Origin of the sequence: Bradyrhizobium paxllaeri (assembly GCF_001693515.2) — a bacterium.
Classification (GTDB): domain Bacteria; phylum Pseudomonadota; class Alphaproteobacteria; order Rhizobiales; family Xanthobacteraceae; genus Bradyrhizobium; species Bradyrhizobium paxllaeri.
Genome location: NZ_CP042968.1, coordinates 6,505,129 through 6,521,159, shown reverse-complemented (window position 1 = coordinate 6,521,159; position 16,031 = coordinate 6,505,129). Strand labels below are relative to the sequence as shown.

At 64.0% G+C, this 16,031-nt stretch carries 13 protein-coding genes; all 13 read left to right on the top strand.

What is annotated here, in order from left to right; all coding sequences use genetic code 11:
• The first annotated feature begins 3 nt into the window (after positions 1-3).
• A complete protein-coding gene (gene ftsL, locus LMTR21_RS31060) occupies positions 4-396 on the top strand; it encodes a cell division protein FtsL (protein ID WP_065752716.1) in 393 nt (130 codons plus the stop codon).
• A complete protein-coding gene (locus LMTR21_RS31055; RefSeq protein ID WP_065752715.1) occupies positions 393-2,147 on the top strand; it encodes a peptidoglycan D,D-transpeptidase FtsI family protein in 1,755 nt (584 codons plus the stop codon). The genes ftsL and LMTR21_RS31055 overlap by 4 nt, the downstream gene beginning before the upstream one ends.
• 136 nt (positions 2,148-2,283) lie before the next feature.
• Positions 2,284-3,741, top strand: a complete 1,458-nt coding sequence (locus LMTR21_RS31050; RefSeq protein WP_065752714.1) for a UDP-N-acetylmuramoyl-L-alanyl-D-glutamate--2,6-diaminopimelate ligase — start codon at positions 2,284-2,286, stop codon at positions 3,739-3,741.
• Positions 3,738-5,120, top strand: coding sequence for a UDP-N-acetylmuramoyl-tripeptide--D-alanyl-D-alanine ligase (locus tag LMTR21_RS31045; protein WP_065752713.1), 1,383 nt, complete (start codon positions 3,738-3,740; stop codon positions 5,118-5,120). The genes LMTR21_RS31050 and LMTR21_RS31045 overlap by 4 nt, the downstream gene beginning before the upstream one ends.
• A 167-nt stretch (positions 5,121-5,287) precedes the next feature.
• Positions 5,288-6,394, top strand: coding sequence for a phospho-N-acetylmuramoyl-pentapeptide-transferase (mraY, locus tag LMTR21_RS31040; RefSeq protein ID WP_065752712.1), 1,107 nt, complete (start codon positions 5,288-5,290; stop codon positions 6,392-6,394).
• Between the two features lie 133 nt (positions 6,395-6,527).
• A complete protein-coding gene (gene murD / locus LMTR21_RS31035) occupies positions 6,528-7,928 on the top strand; it encodes a UDP-N-acetylmuramoyl-L-alanine--D-glutamate ligase (protein WP_065752711.1) in 1,401 nt (466 codons plus the stop codon).
• A 48-nt stretch (positions 7,929-7,976) separates the two neighbouring features.
• Positions 7,977-8,177 carry a hypothetical protein gene (locus tag LMTR21_RS31030; protein ID WP_141688271.1) on the top strand — a complete coding sequence of 67 codons (201 nt, stop codon included), beginning with the start codon at positions 7,977-7,979 and terminating at the stop codon, positions 8,175-8,177.
• A 124-nt stretch (positions 8,178-8,301) separates the two neighbouring features.
• Entirely contained in the window at positions 8,302-9,738 is a 1,437-nt protein-coding gene (locus LMTR21_RS31025) for a DUF5107 domain-containing protein (RefSeq protein WP_065752709.1), read from the top strand.
• A 288-nt stretch (positions 9,739-10,026) separates the two neighbouring features.
• The gene (gene ftsW, locus LMTR21_RS31020) at positions 10,027-11,178 is read left to right on the top strand and encodes a putative lipid II flippase FtsW (RefSeq protein WP_065752708.1); all 1,152 of its coding nucleotides are present in this window, start codon (positions 10,027-10,029) and stop codon (positions 11,176-11,178) included.
• Between the two features lie 38 nt (positions 11,179-11,216).
• A complete protein-coding gene (gene murG, locus LMTR21_RS31015) occupies positions 11,217-12,317 on the top strand; it encodes an undecaprenyldiphospho-muramoylpentapeptide beta-N-acetylglucosaminyltransferase (protein ID WP_065752707.1) in 1,101 nt (366 codons plus the stop codon).
• Positions 12,318-12,454: 137 nt separating this feature from the next.
• Positions 12,455-13,858, top strand: a complete 1,404-nt coding sequence (gene murC, locus LMTR21_RS31010) for a UDP-N-acetylmuramate--L-alanine ligase (RefSeq protein WP_065752706.1) — start codon at positions 12,455-12,457, stop codon at positions 13,856-13,858.
• Between the two features lie 2 nt (positions 13,859-13,860).
• Positions 13,861-14,781, top strand: coding sequence for a UDP-N-acetylmuramate dehydrogenase (gene murB / locus LMTR21_RS31005; RefSeq protein ID WP_065752705.1), 921 nt, complete (start codon positions 13,861-13,863; stop codon positions 14,779-14,781).
• A 114-nt stretch (positions 14,782-14,895) separates the two neighbouring features.
• On the top strand, positions 14,896-15,888 hold the full coding sequence (locus tag LMTR21_RS31000; RefSeq protein ID WP_065752704.1) for a D-alanine--D-alanine ligase family protein: 993 nt from the start codon (positions 14,896-14,898) through the stop codon (positions 15,886-15,888).
• Positions 15,889-16,031: the final 143 nt, after the last annotated feature.

Sequence of the window (16,031 nt, the reverse complement as noted above, 5' to 3'; positions counted from 1 at the left end):
CCGATGCGGATCATTCACTTCCTCGTTATCGGCGTACTGGTGTTCGCGGCCGCCTATGTCTACCGGATCAAGATGGAATCGACCTCGCGCGTCGAGCGCGTGCTGCGGCTGAACGCGGAAATTCGCGAGCAGCGCGACGCCATCGCGGCGCTGCGCGCGGAATGGGCCAAGCTCGATGCGCCGCTGCGGCTGCAGGGACTGGCCGAGCGCCACCTCGGGCTGAAGCCGCTGGTCGCTACGCAATATGACCAGTTGAAGAATCTGCCGGAACGGCCGCCGGCCTTTGCGCGGCCGGGCGCGCCCGATCCGATCGGCGCGATGATCAACACCATCGAGGCTGCCGCCGAGGCGCCGCCCACCACCGGGTCCGTCCCGGCAGCGGGAGATCAGCAATGACCGGCCGGGCGCTGACCCATACGACGAGAAAGCCTGCGGAACCGTGGCGTCAGCGGCTGATCCGCAGCCTGCTTTACGGGCGCAATGTCGACCGCGCTGCCAAGGCGCGGGCGCGCGTCGGCCTTGCAATCCTGCTGTTCGCGGCTGTCTACGCAGTGCTGGCCGGACGTCTTGTCATGTTCGCCGTCGGCGCCGACAGCCACGGCGCGCGCCGGGCCGGCTCGCAGGACGCGATTGCGACCGCGCGGCCCGATATCGTCGACCGCAACGGCGAGGTGCTGGCAACCGACGTCAAGGCGCCGAGCCTGTTCGGCGAACCCAGGCGCATCATCGACAAGGACGAGGCGATCGAACTGTTGACCGCCGCGCTGCCGGATCTCGACACCGCGGAGGCGCGCACGCGCCTGTCGTCGCGCAAGGGGTTTGTCTGGCTGAAGCGCGAGATCTCGCCGAAGCAGCAGCGCGACATCCACAAGCTCGGCATTCCCGGCATCGGCTTCCTGCGCGAGAACAAGCGCGTTTATCCCACCGGCGCGGCGGTCGCGCACCTGATCGGCCTCGTCAACATCGACAATCAGGGCATCGCCGGTATGGAGAAGTGGCTGGACAATAATGGTCTGGCCGACCTGCACCGCGCCGGCTTCGCCACCGATCGTCTGCAGAAGCCGGTGGAACTATCGATCGACCTGCGTGTCGAGCACGCGCTGCGCGACGAATTGTTGAAGGCGAAGGAAAAGTACAAGGCCAAGGCGGCCTCCGGCCTCGTCTCCAACGTCAGGACCGGCGAGATCGTCGCCCTGGTGTCGCTGCCGGATTTCGATCCGAATAATCCGAAGGAGGCGCACGATCCCGAGCGCATCAACCGCCTGACCACGGGCGTGTTTGAAATGGGCTCGACCTTCAAGGCGCTGACGCTGGCGATGGCACTGGATTCCGGCAAGGCCAACCTCAACACGCTCTATGACGGGCGTGGAGCACTGAAGTTCGGCAAGTTCACCATTCACGACACCCATCCGGTCGGCCGCAACATTACGCTGACGGAAGTGTTCACCTTCTCCTCCAACGTCGGCGCGGCCAAGATCGCGCTGGCGCAGGGCGTGGAAGCGCACAAGGCGTTCCTGAAGAAGCTCGGCCAGATGGATCGTCTGCGCACCGAATTGCCGGAAAGCGCTTCGCCGATCGTGCCGAAGCGCTGGAGCGAGCTCAACACCATAACGGCTTCCTTCGGCCACGGCATCGCGGTGGCGCCGCTGCAGGCGGTGATGGGCATCAATGCCTGCATCAATGGCGGTCTGTTGATTCCCCCGACCTTCCTCAAGCGGTCGGAAGAGGAGGCGAGGGCGATCGCCAAGAAGGTGTTGCGAACCGAAACCTCCGACAAGATGCGCTATCTGATGCGGCTGAACGCCGAGATCGGAACCGCCAAGAAGGCCGACGTGAAGGGCTATTATATCGGCGGCAAGACCGGCACCTCGGAAAAAGTGGTCAACGGCCGCTATTCCAAGAAGCAGGTGCTCAACTCCTTCACGGCGATCATCCCGGCCGACAATCCGCAGTATCAGCTCCTGGTCATGCTGGACGAGCCGAAGGCGCTGCCGGAAACCCATGGCTTCATCACCTCGGGCTGGAACGCGGTGCCGACCGGCGGCAAGGTGATTGCCCGCATCGGGCCGCTCTTGGGCGTCGAGCCGCGGTTCGACCTGCCGCCGTCCGACCGCCTTATTCTTGCGGCATCGAGGACAACCCAGTAAGGCGTATCAGGAGCATGATCCGGAAAAGTGGAAACCGGTTTTCCGACAAGATCATGCTCCCAAAATAGAGAGGGATAATGATCCGATTCGGATCATTATCCTGGCGCAGTGCTGCGCCGGGCCGGACTGGAACAAGATGAAACTTCGCGACCTCTTCAGCGACGACGCGGCGATCGAGCCGCAGGCGGAAGCTGTCGATGTAAAAGGCCTGGCGGTCGACAGCCGCGCGGTGAAGCCGGGCGATCTGTTCTTTGCGCTTGCTGGCAGCAAGACCGACGGCGCGCGCTTCGTCGATGCGGCAATTGGGGCTGGCGCAGTTGCGGTAGCCGGTGATCACGCGCCGCGGGGCCTCCGTGTGCCGTTCGTCGTCACGCCAAATCCGCGCCGTGCGCTGGCGCTGGCGGCGGCAAAGTTCTATCCGCGGCAGCCCGCGATAACAGCGGCGGTGACCGGCACCAGCGGCAAGACTTCGGTGGCCGCCTTCACGCGCCAGATCTGGGAACGGCTCGGGCACGCTTCCGCCAGTATCGGCACCATCGGTCTGGTTTCGCCAAAGCGCACGGTCTATGGCTCGCTGACGACGCCGGACCCGATCGCGCTGCACAGGCAGCTCGACGAGATCACCGGCGACGGCGTCACGCATCTGGCCTTCGAGGCATCCTCGCACGGGCTCGACCAGTTCCGGCTCGACGGCGTGCGCGTCGCCGCCGGCGGCTTCACCAACCTGTCGCGCGACCATATGGATTACCATCCGGATGAGGCGCATTACCTTGCCGCCAAGCTGCGGCTGTTCCGCGACCTGATCGCGCCCGATGGCGCAGCCGTGATTTCGGCCGATCATGATTGCTCGCCGCAAGTGATCGGGGCGGCGCAGGCGCGGGGCTTGCGCATCATCGCCGTCGGCGGCAACGCCGGTAGTGACGGCGAAGGTATCCGCCTTGTCGGTGTCAGCGTCGAAGGCTTTGCGCAGAACCTCGCGCTGGAGCATCGCGGGCGCAACTACACGATCAAGCTGCCGCTGGTCGGCGAATTCCAGATCGAGAACGCGCTGGTGGCTGCGGGGCTTGCGATCGGCACCGGCAGCGATCCGGCCGCGGTGTTCGCAACGCTCGAACATCTCGAAGGCGCCAAGGGGCGGCTCGAGTGGGTCGGCGAACACAACGGCGCGCCGATTTTCGTCGATTACGCGCACAAGCCGGACGCGCTGGCGAAGTCGCTGCAGGCGCTGCGGCCTTATGCGAAACGCAAGCTGATTGTCATCTTCGGCGCGGGCGGCGACCGCGACGCGGGGAAACGCCCGATCATGGGCGCGATCGCGGCCGAGAATGCCGATCAGGTCATCGTCACCGACGACAATCCGCGCAGCGAAAATCCGGCCGCGATCCGCGCCGCCATCCTGGCGGCGGCGAAGGGCGCAACCGATATCGGCGATCGCACCGAGGCGATCAGGGCTGGGATCGCGGCGCTGCAGCCCGGCGATGCGCTGTTGATCGCCGGCAAGGGCCATGAGACCGGCCAGATCGTCGGCGACAAGGTCTTGCCGTTCAGTGATCATGAGGCGGTGGCGGCCGCGCTCGCAGCGAGGGTGGTATGAGCGCTACGCCATTGTGGACGGTTACCGAAGTAGCGCGCGCGCTGGGGCTGTCAGGCGAATTCCCGGGCACACCGATCGATTTCGTCACGCAGGACAGCCGGCTGGTGAAACCGGGATGCCTGTTCGTGGCGTTGAGCGGCACGCCAAGTGGCGGCTTCATCTCCAGCTTCGCCAGCGCGCGCGACGGCTGGGAGTTCGCCGACAAGGCGGAGGCGGCCGGCGCGGTGGCAATGATCGTTCCGCATCGAATCACCGGCGTGAGCGTTCCTCAACTGGTCGTGAAGGATACGTTGATTGATGGGCTTTGGGCGCTCGCGCGTGCCGCGCGGGCGCGCTTCGACGGCCCGGTGATAGGTCTGACCGGCAGCGCCGGCAAGACCAGCACCAAGGAGTTCCTTGCTGCGTACCCTGCCGCCTATGCCAGCCCGAGCAGCTTCAACAATTTCTGGGGCGTGCCGCTGACGCTGTGCAATGCCAGCCCGGGTGCGAGCGTCTGGGTCGTCGAGATGGGCATGAACCAGACCGGCGAGATCGCGCGGCTGAGCGAATTGACGAAACCGACGGTCGCGCTGGTCGTGAACGTGCAGCCGGTACATCTGGAAAAGCTCGGCAGCCTGGAAGCGATCCGGCGCGAGAAGGTGAGCATCGCGCAAGGCCTGTCCAGGGACGGCGTGCTGGTGTTGCCTGACGACGTAGCGGCGCCGGAATGGAACGGCAAGGTCGTCCGCTTCGGTGAAGCCTCCGAGGTACGGGAACTGAAGCACACGCCCGAGGGCGAGAGCTGGAACGTCGCCGTTCAGGTGAATGGCAAGAAGATCGAGTTCAGCCTGACGCCGGGCGCGCCGCATCGCTTGCAGAACGCGCTGGCCGCGCTGGCGTCGATCCATGCCGCCGGGCTCGATCCGGCGGCGCTGGCGAAAGAGCTCGGCCATGTTGGCATCATGACCGGCCGCGGCGTGGAGCAGGCGGCCTCCGGCGTCACCGTGATCGACGACAGTTTCAACGGCAATCCGGCCAGCATGGTGGCCGCGCTCGGCAGCCTGAAGGCGCGGCCGGTGAAATCGGGCCGGCGCATCGCCATTCTCGGCGACATGCTGGAATTGGGCGCTGACGCGCCCGCCTATCACGTAAAACTCGCGGCGGACCTGCCTGATATCGACGGCGTCTACTGCGTCGGCCCCTTGATGCGCCATCTATACGATCTCGTTCCGGCGGAGCGGGCGCTGGGCTGGCATGAAGACCCGGCGACGCTCGATCCTCAACAAATCGCCGCATTGCTGCGGGAGGGGGACGTGGTGGTGGTCAAGGGCAGCAAAAAGATGTTCTGGGTGAACAAGTTTGTGCCCCGCCTGCTGGCCGCCTTGCAGGCAAAGGCGTAGACTGGCCGTATCAGGCGGCCCGCCTTTCTGCTGCGAGACGTGATTCGTCAATACCCCAGGCATGACCAAGATTTGCTTGGTTTGAGGATGAAAACGATTATCAAGGCGTTGCCAAAGCGCTTCCCGCCAAAGACGGCGCAACCAAGCCGCGTGATAGGGCCTTTTGAATGTTTTACTGGCTGATCGAACTTTCCAACACCGTTCCCGGTTTTGGCATCTTCCGCGGCGCGCTGAACGTATTTCGCTACATCACCTTCCGCACCGGCGGGGCGATGGTGACGGGGGCACTGTTCGTGTTCCTGTTCGGCCCCTGGATCATCGATCATTTGCGGCTCCGGCAAGGCAAGGGCCAGCCGATCCGCACCGACGGCCCGGCATCCCACCTGATTTCCAAGAAGGGCACGCCGACGATGGGCGGGCTGATGATCCTCTCGGGCCTCGTGGTCTCGACGCTGCTGTGGGCCAACCCGCTCAACCCCTATGTCTGGATCGTGCTGGCGGTGACGCTCGGCTTCGGCTTTGTCGGTTTCTATGACGACTATCTGAAGGTGACGAAACAGAGCCATAGCGGATTCGCCGGCAAGCTGCGGCTCTTGATCGAAGCGGTGATTGCGCTTGTCGCGTGTTACGCGCTGGTGCGGCTCGGCCGCGATGTGACATCGACGTCGCTCGCGATTCCGTTCCTGAAGGACGTGGTGATCAATTTCGGCTGGTTCTTCGTGATCTTCGGCGCCTTCGTCATCGTCGGCGCCGGCAATGCGGTGAACCTGACCGATGGCCTCGACGGCCTTGCCATCGTGCCGGTCATGATCGCGGCCGCCAGTTTCGGCATGATCTCGTACCTGACCGGCAACGCGGTTTTCTCGGATTATCTGCAGATCCGATACGTCGCCGGCACCGGTGAACTCGCGGTGTTGTGCGGCGCGGTGCTTGGCGCCGGCCTCGGCTTTCTCTGGTTCAACGCGCCGCCGGCCTCGATCTTCATGGGCGACACCGGCTCGCTCGCGCTCGGCGGCATGCTGGGTGCGACCGCGGTGGCGGTGAAGCACGAGATCGTGCTGGCCGTAATCGGCGGCCTGTTCGTATTGGAAGCCGTCTCGGTGATCGTGCAGGTGGCCTCGTTCAAGCTGACTGGAAAACGCGTGTTCCGGATGGCGCCGCTGCACCATCATTTCGAGCAGAAGGGCTGGACCGAGCCGCAGATCGTGATCCGGTTCTGGATCATTTCGGTGATGCTGGCGCTCGCCGGCCTCTCCACGCTGAAGCTGCGGTGACAATCATGCATCTCTACGGCCGTCATTCCGGGGCGATGCGCCAGCATCGAACTCTGGGGCGCCGTTGCGCCCCTGAGAATCTCGAGATTCCAGATAATCGCTGCGCGATTTCCGGAATGACCGTGGAGGCATCATGATTCCCATCACCTCCTTTGCAGGCAAGACAGTCGCCGTGTTCGGTCTCGGTGGTTCCGGCCTCGCGAGCTGCCATGCGCTGAAGGCCGGCGGCGCCGAAGTGATCGCCGGCGATGATAGCGCCGACAACGTCGCCAAGGCGGCACAGGCCGGTTTCACCACGGCCGATCTTCGCACGGTGTCGTGGGCAAATTTCTCGGCACTGATCCTCACCCCCGGCGCGCCGCTGACGCATCCGGCGCCGCATTGGTCGGTGCTGATGGCTCGGCAGGCCGGCTGTGAGGTGATCGGCGACATCGAACTGTTCTGCCGCGAGCGCCGTCGCCACGCGCCGGATGCGCCCTTCGTCGCCATCACCGGCACCAACGGCAAGTCGACCACGACCGCGCTGATCGCGCACCTGATGAAGGTCGCCGGCTACGATGCCCAGATGGGCGGCAATATCGGCACCGCTATCCTGTCGCTGGAGCCGCCGCGGATGGGGCGGGTGCATGTGGTAGAGATGTCGTCCTACCAGATCGACCTCGCGCCCTCACTCGATCCGTCCGTCGGCATTCTCCTGAACGTCAGCGAAGACCACATCGATCGCCACGGCACGCTTGAACACTACGCCGCCGTGAAGGCGCGGCTCGTCGCCGGCGTGCAGCCGCATGGCACGTCCATTGTCGGCGTCGATGACGGCTGGTGCCGCAACATTGCCGATCGCCTCGACCAGGCCGGCAAGCGCGTGGTGCGAATCTCCGTGAAGAACCCGCTGCCCGACGGCGTCTATGTCGAGCGTGAAACCATCGTGCAGGCCTCCGGTGGCGCCCGCCGCGAGGTGGCGCGGCTGGGCGGAATCGGCTCGCTCCGCGGCCTGCACAACGCGCAGAACGCGGCCTGCGCTGCGGCCTGTGCGCTCGCGATGGGCATTTCGACCGATACGCTACAGAACGGCCTGCGCAGCTTTCCCGGCCTCGCCCACCGCATGGAGCAAGTCGGCCGCCGCGGCAACGTGCTGTTCGTCAACGACTCCAAGGGCACCAATGCCGATGCCGCCGCGCATGCGCTGTCGTCCTTTGCCGACATCTTCTGGATCGCCGGCGGCATGCCGAAGCAAGGCGGCATCACGGGGCTGACCGAATATTTTCCGCGTATCCGGAAGGCCTATCTGATCGGCGAGGCCGCGCAGGAATTTGCCGGCACGCTGGGCGAGCGCGTGCCGCACGAGATTTCGGAAACGCTCGATGTCGCGGTGGCGAGCGCCGCGCGCGACGCAGAGGCATCGGGGATTGTCGATCCGGTGGTGCTGCTGTCTCCGGCCTGCGCCTCGTTCGACCAGTACCGTAACTTTGAGATTCGCGGCGCGAAGTTCAGGGATCTCGTGACGGCGATGCCCGGCGTAAAGCCGGTGGTGTGAGTACAATCGATTTGTGACTGTCATCGATGGACGGAAAGGATGCCAGCGATGCAGATCGCTCCGATCAGTTTTACGGATCGCGACAGTGGAGATGAAGCCGTAATGATCGTCCGCACGGTAGGAGATTTCGCTGGATTGGCGCTGTCTCTCCGTAGAAGTGGCGATATTGAAGTGTTCTTTGGAAAACAAGAACTCGACCAACTGATCGAAGCGTTGCAGAAAGCGCGGACGGCGCTGCCTGTGGTGTGATCGTAGGATGGGTAGAGCGTCGCGAAACCCATCAATTTTGCATACACAATTGATTGGGTATCGCTTCGCTCCACCCATCCGACGCGCTAGAATTGCTGCTCCGGCCCGCTCGAAGGTGCCATAAATGGCAATTCACGTTACCTCGCATCGCCCTATCGGCTTCGTGGTTGCAGTCCTTTTGGCGGTCTGTGCATTTCATGCCGACGTGCATGCGGATTCGCCGGACAGTGTGTCTCTCAGCGAGTCGACGATTACGTGGAGCACCGTCCAGTACGCGGTCGATGCAGAGAACGGATTCGTCGACGGGTCGCTCGACAAGAACACCATCGTTGATCGCACGTTCAAGACCCGCGTGCTGGAGAATCGCTATCTGAAGGCAACGCTCGTCCCCGAGTTTGGCGGGCGCATTATTTCCATCATCTACAAACCGACCGGCCACGAACAGCTCTATCGAACGGAAGTGGGTGTGCCTTACGGGATGAAGGCCGGAATCTTCTATTACGACTGGCTGATGGTCTATGGCGGCATCTTTCCCACATTCCCGGATCCCGAGCACGGCAGGACGTGGCTGAAGCCGTGGAATTTCAGGGTCGTGAAGGAGAGCGCCAGCGAAGTGACGGTGTCGATGTCGCTTAGGGACTTCGCGTATTCCGCGGCACCGGCGCAGTTTCTCAAGGGGACGACAGGTATCGAAGCGACTTACTACGTCACGCTGAAAGCCGATCGTGCCGCGCTGGACACGCGCGTGGTTCTGAAAAACCCGCAAGCCAGCACGGTCGATTACGAGTACTGGACGTGCACGACGCTCGCGCCGGGATCGGACCCGAGCAACCCCAAGACGACCGGCGGCGCCGAGATCATTGCACCGATAAAGGCCTACAGCACACCCGCCTGGTCGAAGAATCTGTCCGACGGCGACGAGAGTCTGGGGCCGGGCATGAGCCGTTTCCAAAAGTTGCGCTACTTCAGGAACTGGCCGACGATGGGCATCGCCTACGCGGCGCCCGATATGCAGGGCGGCAATTTCTGGGGCGTGATCAACCACGACAACGAAGAGGGGATCATCCGCATTGCCGACAACACGGTCACGCGCGGCCTGAAGATGTGGACGTGGGGATATCCCTCGTTCACGAACGAGACGGACGCGCGCAAGGAGCCGAGCGAAGCGCGGCCTTACGTTGAATTGTGGGCGGGCGTATCGGACCAGTTCTTCCACCGCGCCATGCTTCCGGCGCGGGGCGAAGTGTCTATCCCCGAAACCTACAGCCCGACCGTCGGCATGAGCAACGTGACACACGCGAACGAGAAAATCCTGATCAATCTCTCGGCCGCAGGCTCCGATGTGAATCTCCAGTTCTTCAGCATCGAGCCGGCCACCCCGTTGCACGTGACGTTGACTCGCGGCGACACGATATTGTTCGACGCCGCCGTAAAAGCTGATCCGAAGAACGGAAACCGCATTTCCGCGACGATTCCTGCCGGCGGTAGCGGCGAGGTGCGGCTGACGATCGCGACCACGGATGGGCGAGAGCTGATGGCGGCCGAGACGAAGATAAAATAGTTCGACCGTAGGGATCGGTAGAGCGCAGTGAACCCCATCATCTTTCAGCAAACGCAATTGAAGGATATCGTTATCCTACGAATTGTCGTCAACCGCGAAAGCGGGTGATCCAGTATTCCAGAGACGCCGACGATTGACCGAGAAGTCGCGGCGTACTGGATCCGTCTTCGCGGGGATGACGACCTGTAGCGGGGTGCGCCCCTATCTAAAAAGTTACCCACTTCATTAACCCCCCATAAACCATCCTGCGCCACCAATGGGCGTTACCTCTGCCATTTGGGGACCCCCATGCTCCACCGTGACCAACGCACCCCGTTTTCGGACTGGTGGTGGACCGTGGATAAGCTGCTGCTCGGCGCGATCATGGCGCTGATGCTGGGCGGCGTGATCCTGTCGCTGGCGGCGAGCCCGCCGGTGGCAACGCGGATCGGGCTCGATCCCTTCCATTTCTTCAGCCGGCACATGCTGTTTCTGCTGCCGTCCCTGATGGTGCTGATCGGGGTGTCGTTCCTGTCGCCGAAGCAGATCCGCCGTCTCGCGCTGCTGGTCTTCGTGGCGAGCATCATCCTGATCGTGGCGACGCTTGCCTTCGGCGCGGAGGTGAAGGGATCGCGGCGCTGGATCACGCTGCTCGGCGTCAACATCCAGGCATCCGAATCCGCCAAGCCCGCCTTTGTCGTGATGGCGGCGTGGCTGTTTGCGGAATCGACCAGGCGGCCGGAAATGCCGGCGACCTCGATGGCGATGGCGCTGCTCCTGATGCTGGTGGCGCTTCTGGTCATGGAGCCGGATTTCGGCCAGACCATGCTGGTCCTGATGGTGTGGGGCGCGCTGTTCTTCATCGCAGGGATGCGGATGATCTGGGTGGCCGGCCTTGCCGGCGCCGCCGCCGCCGGCTTGTTCAGCGCCTATCTGTTGGTTCCGCACGTCGCCGGCCGCATCAAGCGCTTCATGAATCCGGCCTCCGGCGACACCTTCCAGGTCGACATGGCGATGGAAGCGTTCTGGAACGGGGGCTGGTTCGGGCTCGGGCCGGGCGAGGGTATTGCAAAACGCAGCCTGCCGGACAGCCACACCGATTTCGTGTTCGCGGTGGCCGCCGAAGAATTCGGCATCATACTCTGCCTGGCGCTGGTCGGGCTGTTCGCCTTCGTCGTGCTTCGCACGCTGACGCGCGCCTATGCCAGCGAGGACATGTTCGCGCGTTTTGCGGCGTCGGGCCTTGCGATCCTGTTCGGCGTGCAGGCGGCGATCAACATGGCGGTGAACCTGCAGTTGATCCCGGCCAAGGGCATGACGCTGCCCTTCATCTCCTATGGCGGCTCCTCGATCATCTCGCTGGCCTATGGCGTCGGCATGATGCTGGCGCTGACGCGGCAGCGCCCGCGCACCGAGGTGGAATCGATGAACGCCGCCGGCGTGGCGCGCGGATACGCTTGAGGGCGTGACTAGCGCCGCCGCGTCGGCTATTTGAAGCCATGGACAACGCGCCTCTCATTCTGCTGGCCGCCGGCGGCACCGGCGGCCATCTGTTTCCGGCCGAAGCACTCGGCGTCGAACTCATCAAGCGGGGCTTGCGCGTGCGGCTTGCCACCGATGCCCGCGCGCTGCGCTACAGCGGCCTGTTCACGCGCGACAATATCGACGTGGTGCCGAGCGAGACCGTGCGTGGCCGCAATCCATTGTCGCTGGCGCGAACCGTGATGACGCTCGGCTATGGAACGGGCGTCGCAATCAACCTCGTGCGGCGGCTGAAGCCCGCGGCCGTGGTCGGCTTCGGCGGCTATCCGACGCTGCCGCCCCTGATCGCGGCGCGGCTGCTCGGCGTGCCCGCCATCATTCACGACGCTAATGCCGTGCTCGGCCGCGCCAACCGCTTTCTCGCCGGCCGCGTCAACGCGATCGCGACCTCGCTACCGGGCGTGCTCGACCGCGATCCCTCGCTCGCGGGCAAAGCCACGACCGTCGGCACGCCGATGCGCCCTGCGATTCTTGCCGCGGCCGCGGAGCCGTTCGCATCGCCCGAGCCGAACGGGCCGCTGCGCTTGCTGGTGGTCGGTGGCAGCCAAGGCGCGCGGGTCATGAGTGACATCGTGCCACCAGCGATCGAACGGCTCGAGCCGGTGCTGTGGAGCCGCATCGTCCTGACCCAGCAGGTGCGCGAGGAAGACATGGCGCGGGTGCGCGCGATCTATGACCGGCTCAAGATCAAGGCCGAACTCGCGCCGTTCTTTTCTGATTTGCCGGCGCGGCTGGCGTCCAGCCATCTCGTGGTCTCGCGTTCCGGCGCCGGCACCGTGGCGGAACTCGCCGCGATCGGCCGGCCCTCGATCCTGGTGCCGCTGCCCGGCGCGATCGACCAGGATCAGTTCGCCAATGCCGGCGTGCTGGCCAATGTGGAGGGTGCCGTGCGGATCCCGCAGGCCGAGTTCACGCCCGACCGGCTCGCGGCCGAAATCTCCGCCTTTGCCGCCGAGCCCGCCCGGCTGACCGCGATGGCCAACGCTGCCCGCCAGGTCGGCCGGCTCGACGCCGCCGAACGGCTGGCCGATCTGGTAATGAAAACCGCCGGAATCTAGGCCGGAACGATTTTTAGACGTTCCGTCGTCATGGCCGGGCTTGTCCCGGCCATCCACGTCTTTCATAAGTCGGTGAGGCGAAGACGTGGATGCCCGGGACAAGCCCGGGCATGACGGGAACAATACGAGACATATTCATGAGACTGCCGCGCGAGATCGGACCCATTCACTTCGTCGGGATCGGAGGCATCGGCATGAGCGGCATCGCCGAGGTGCTGGTCAATCTCGGCTACACCGTGCAGGGCTCGGACGCCTCCGAAAGCGGCAATGTCGCGCGGCTGCGGGAGAAGGGCGTCAAGGTCTCGGTTGGCCACAAGGCCGAGAATGTCGACGGCGCCGACGTCGTCGTGGTCTCGACCGCGATCAAGCGCAACAATCCGGAATTGATGGCAGCGCGCGCCCAGCGCATTCCGGTGGTGCGCCGCGCCGAAATGCTGGCCGAACTGATGCGGCTGAAAAGCTGCGTCGCCATCGCCGGTACCCATGGCAAGACCACGACGACCACGATGGTTGCGACCCTGCTCGATGCCGGCGGTCTCGATCCGACCGTCATCAACGGCGGCATCATCAACGCCTACGGCTCCAACGCGCGGTTGGGCGCCGGCGACTGGATGGTGGTCGAGGCCGATGAGAGCGACGGCACGTTCCTGAAACTGCCGTCCGATGTCGTGATCGTCACCAATATCGACCCTGAGCATCTCGATCACTTCAAGACGTTCGAGGCGATCCAGGACGCGTTCCGCAATTTCGTCGAGAACGTGCCATTCTACGGCTTTGCCGTGATGTGCACCGATCACCCCGTGGTGCAGAGCCTCGTCGGCAAGATCGAGGACCGCCGCATCATCACCTATGGCGAAAACCCGCAGGCCGACGTGCGGCTGGTCGATCTGACGCCGAACGGCGGCGGCTCGACATTCAAGGTGGTGTTCCGCAACCGCAAGACCGACGCCACGCATGAGATCGCGGATCTCATGCTGCCGATGCCGGGACGCCACAACGCCTCGAACGCGACGGCGGCGATTGCGGTGGCGCATGAACTCGGCATGTCCGACGACGCGATCCGCAAGGCCATCGCGGGCTTCGGTGGCGTCAAGCGGCGCTTCACCCGGACCGGCGAGTGGAACGGCGTCACCGTGATCGACGATTACGGCCATCACCCCGTCGAGATCGCGGCGGTTCTTAAAGCGGCACGTGAATCCACCAAAGGCAAGGTCGTCGCCGTGGTGCAGCCGCATCGCTACACCCGGCTGCAATCGCTGTTCGAGGAATTCTGCACCTGCTTCAACGATGCCGATGCGGTCATTGTCGCCGAGGTCTATCCGGCCGGCGAGGCGCCGATCGAAGGCATCGACCGCGACCATTTTGTCACCGGCTTGCGCGCCCACGGCCATCGCGAGGTGATCCCGCTGCCGGGTTCGGCGGAACTGGCAAAAATCGTTCACGGCCTCGCAGGCTCCGGCGACCTCGTCGTGTGTCTCGGCGCCGGCAACATCACGCAATGGGCCTACGCGCTGCCCGGCGAATTGAAGGCGTTGGGGTGACAGTGACATTTCCCGACATCACCTCCGATCTGAAAGCCGCGATGCCGCAATTGCGCGGGCGGCTCCTGGCGAACCAGTCGCTCGCCGAGTTGACCTGGTTTCGCGTCGGCGGGCCGGCGCAGGTGCTGTTTACGCCGGCGGATGAAGACGATCTTGCCTACTTCTTAAGGCTGCTTCCGAAGGAGTTGCCGGTCTATGTCGTCGGCGTCGGGTCCAACCTGATCGTGCGCGACGGCGGCATGGAAGGCGTGGTGATCCGCCTGTCGCCGCGGGCCTTCGGCGAGACCCGAGCGGAGGGCGGCATCGTCAGCGCCGGCACGGCCGCGCTCGACAAGCGCGTGGCGGAAACCGCGGCAAGCGCCAACATCGGCGGCATGGAATTTTTCTTCGGCATTCCCGGCACCATCGGCGGCGCGCTGCGGATGAATGCCGGCGCCAATGGCGGCGAGACCAAGGATGTCCTGCTCGACGCCATCGGCATCGGCCGCGACGGCACCAGGCATGTCTTCTCCAATGCCGACATGAAGTTCGTCTATCGCAACAGCGGCGTCGACCCGTCGATCATTTTTACCTCCGCGCGTTTCCGCGGGAAGATCACCGACACTGAGACCATTCGCGCGCGGATGAACGAGGTGCAGAATCACCGCGAAACCGCTCAGCCGATTCGCGAAAAGACCGGTGGCTCCACCTTCAAGAATCCGCCCGGCAACAGCGCCTGGAAACTGATCGACGCCGCCGGCTGCCGGGGCCTGCGCGTCGGCGGCGCGCAGGTCTCGGAAATGCACTGCAATTTCCTCATCAACACCGGCAACGCCACCGGCCATGATATTGAAACCTTGGGCGAAACCGTGCGCGAGCGGGTTAAAGCGAATTCTGGCATAGAGCTACACTGGGAAATCAAGCGGATCGGGATTCCGGTCTGATCGTCATTCCGGGATGCTCCGAAGGAGCAGACCCGGAATCTCGAAGTAGTATGGGGAAGAGATTCCGGGTTCGATGCTTCGCATCGCCCCGGAATGACGGATAGGTAGAGGCTGATGCGGACGACCATTCTCTTCGGCGGCACCAATAAAGAGCGACTGGTTTCGGTGGCGAGCGCGCAGGCGCTGCACCGCGCCTTGCCGGAAGCCGATCTCTGGTTCTGGCACGTGGCGGACACCGTCCACGACGTCGGCTCGAAGGCGCTGCTCGGGCATTCGCGTCCCTTCGAGGATGAGTTCAATCCGGGCAATCGCGGTATGGCGCTCGAGGCGGCGCTGGACAAGGCGAAGGCCGAAGATCGCGTGCTGGTGCTCGGGCTGCACGGCGGCCGGGCCGAGAACGGCGAACTGCAGGCGATGTGCGAACTGCGCGGCATTCCCTTCACCGGCTCCGGTTCGGCGTCTTCAAACCTCGCCTTCGACAAGACCGCGGCGAAACGATTTGCGGCGATTGCCGGTGTCGCAACGCCGGCTGGCATAGAACTGGAAAACCTTGACGCGGCGTTTGCCGAGTACGGCAGGCTGATCGCAAAGCCGGCGCGCGACGGTTCGAGCTATGGCCTGATCTTCGTCAACGCGAAGCAGGACCTCGTCGCGGTCCGCAACGCTGCCAAGACTGAAGAATATCTGATCGAGGCGTACATCGCGGGCGTGGAAGCAACCTGCGGCGTGCTGGAGCAATCGGACGGGACAATCATGTCGCTGCCGCCGATCGAGATCGTTCCAGGGGAGGGCGCGTTCGATTACACGGCGAAATATCTGCTGAAATCGACTCAGGAGATCTGCCCGGGGCGCTTCTCGCCTGAAATCACCGCCCAGCTGCAGGATCAGGCACTTCGCGCGCACAAGGCGCTGTCGTGCACCGGCTATTCCCGGACCGACTTCATCGTCTCGGAAAAGGGGCTGGTTTATCTGGAAACCAACACCTTGCCGGGCCTGACCGCGGCCTCGCTCTACCCGAAGGCGCTGAAGGTCCAGGGGATAGAATTTCCGGATTTCCTGCGCGATCAGATCGCCTTGGCCGAACGGCGCAGCCGCGGCCGGGCTTGACCGGCCCGGCCGGGAGTTAACGGGGAACCGGGGGCCCGACCCCTAAAATTGTTTCAAAATCCTAACAGTTGGCCGGCAAACTACTCAAAAGACGCATCAAAACGCACCCGCACCCCCGCGTTTTTACACTTTGTTTACCAGTA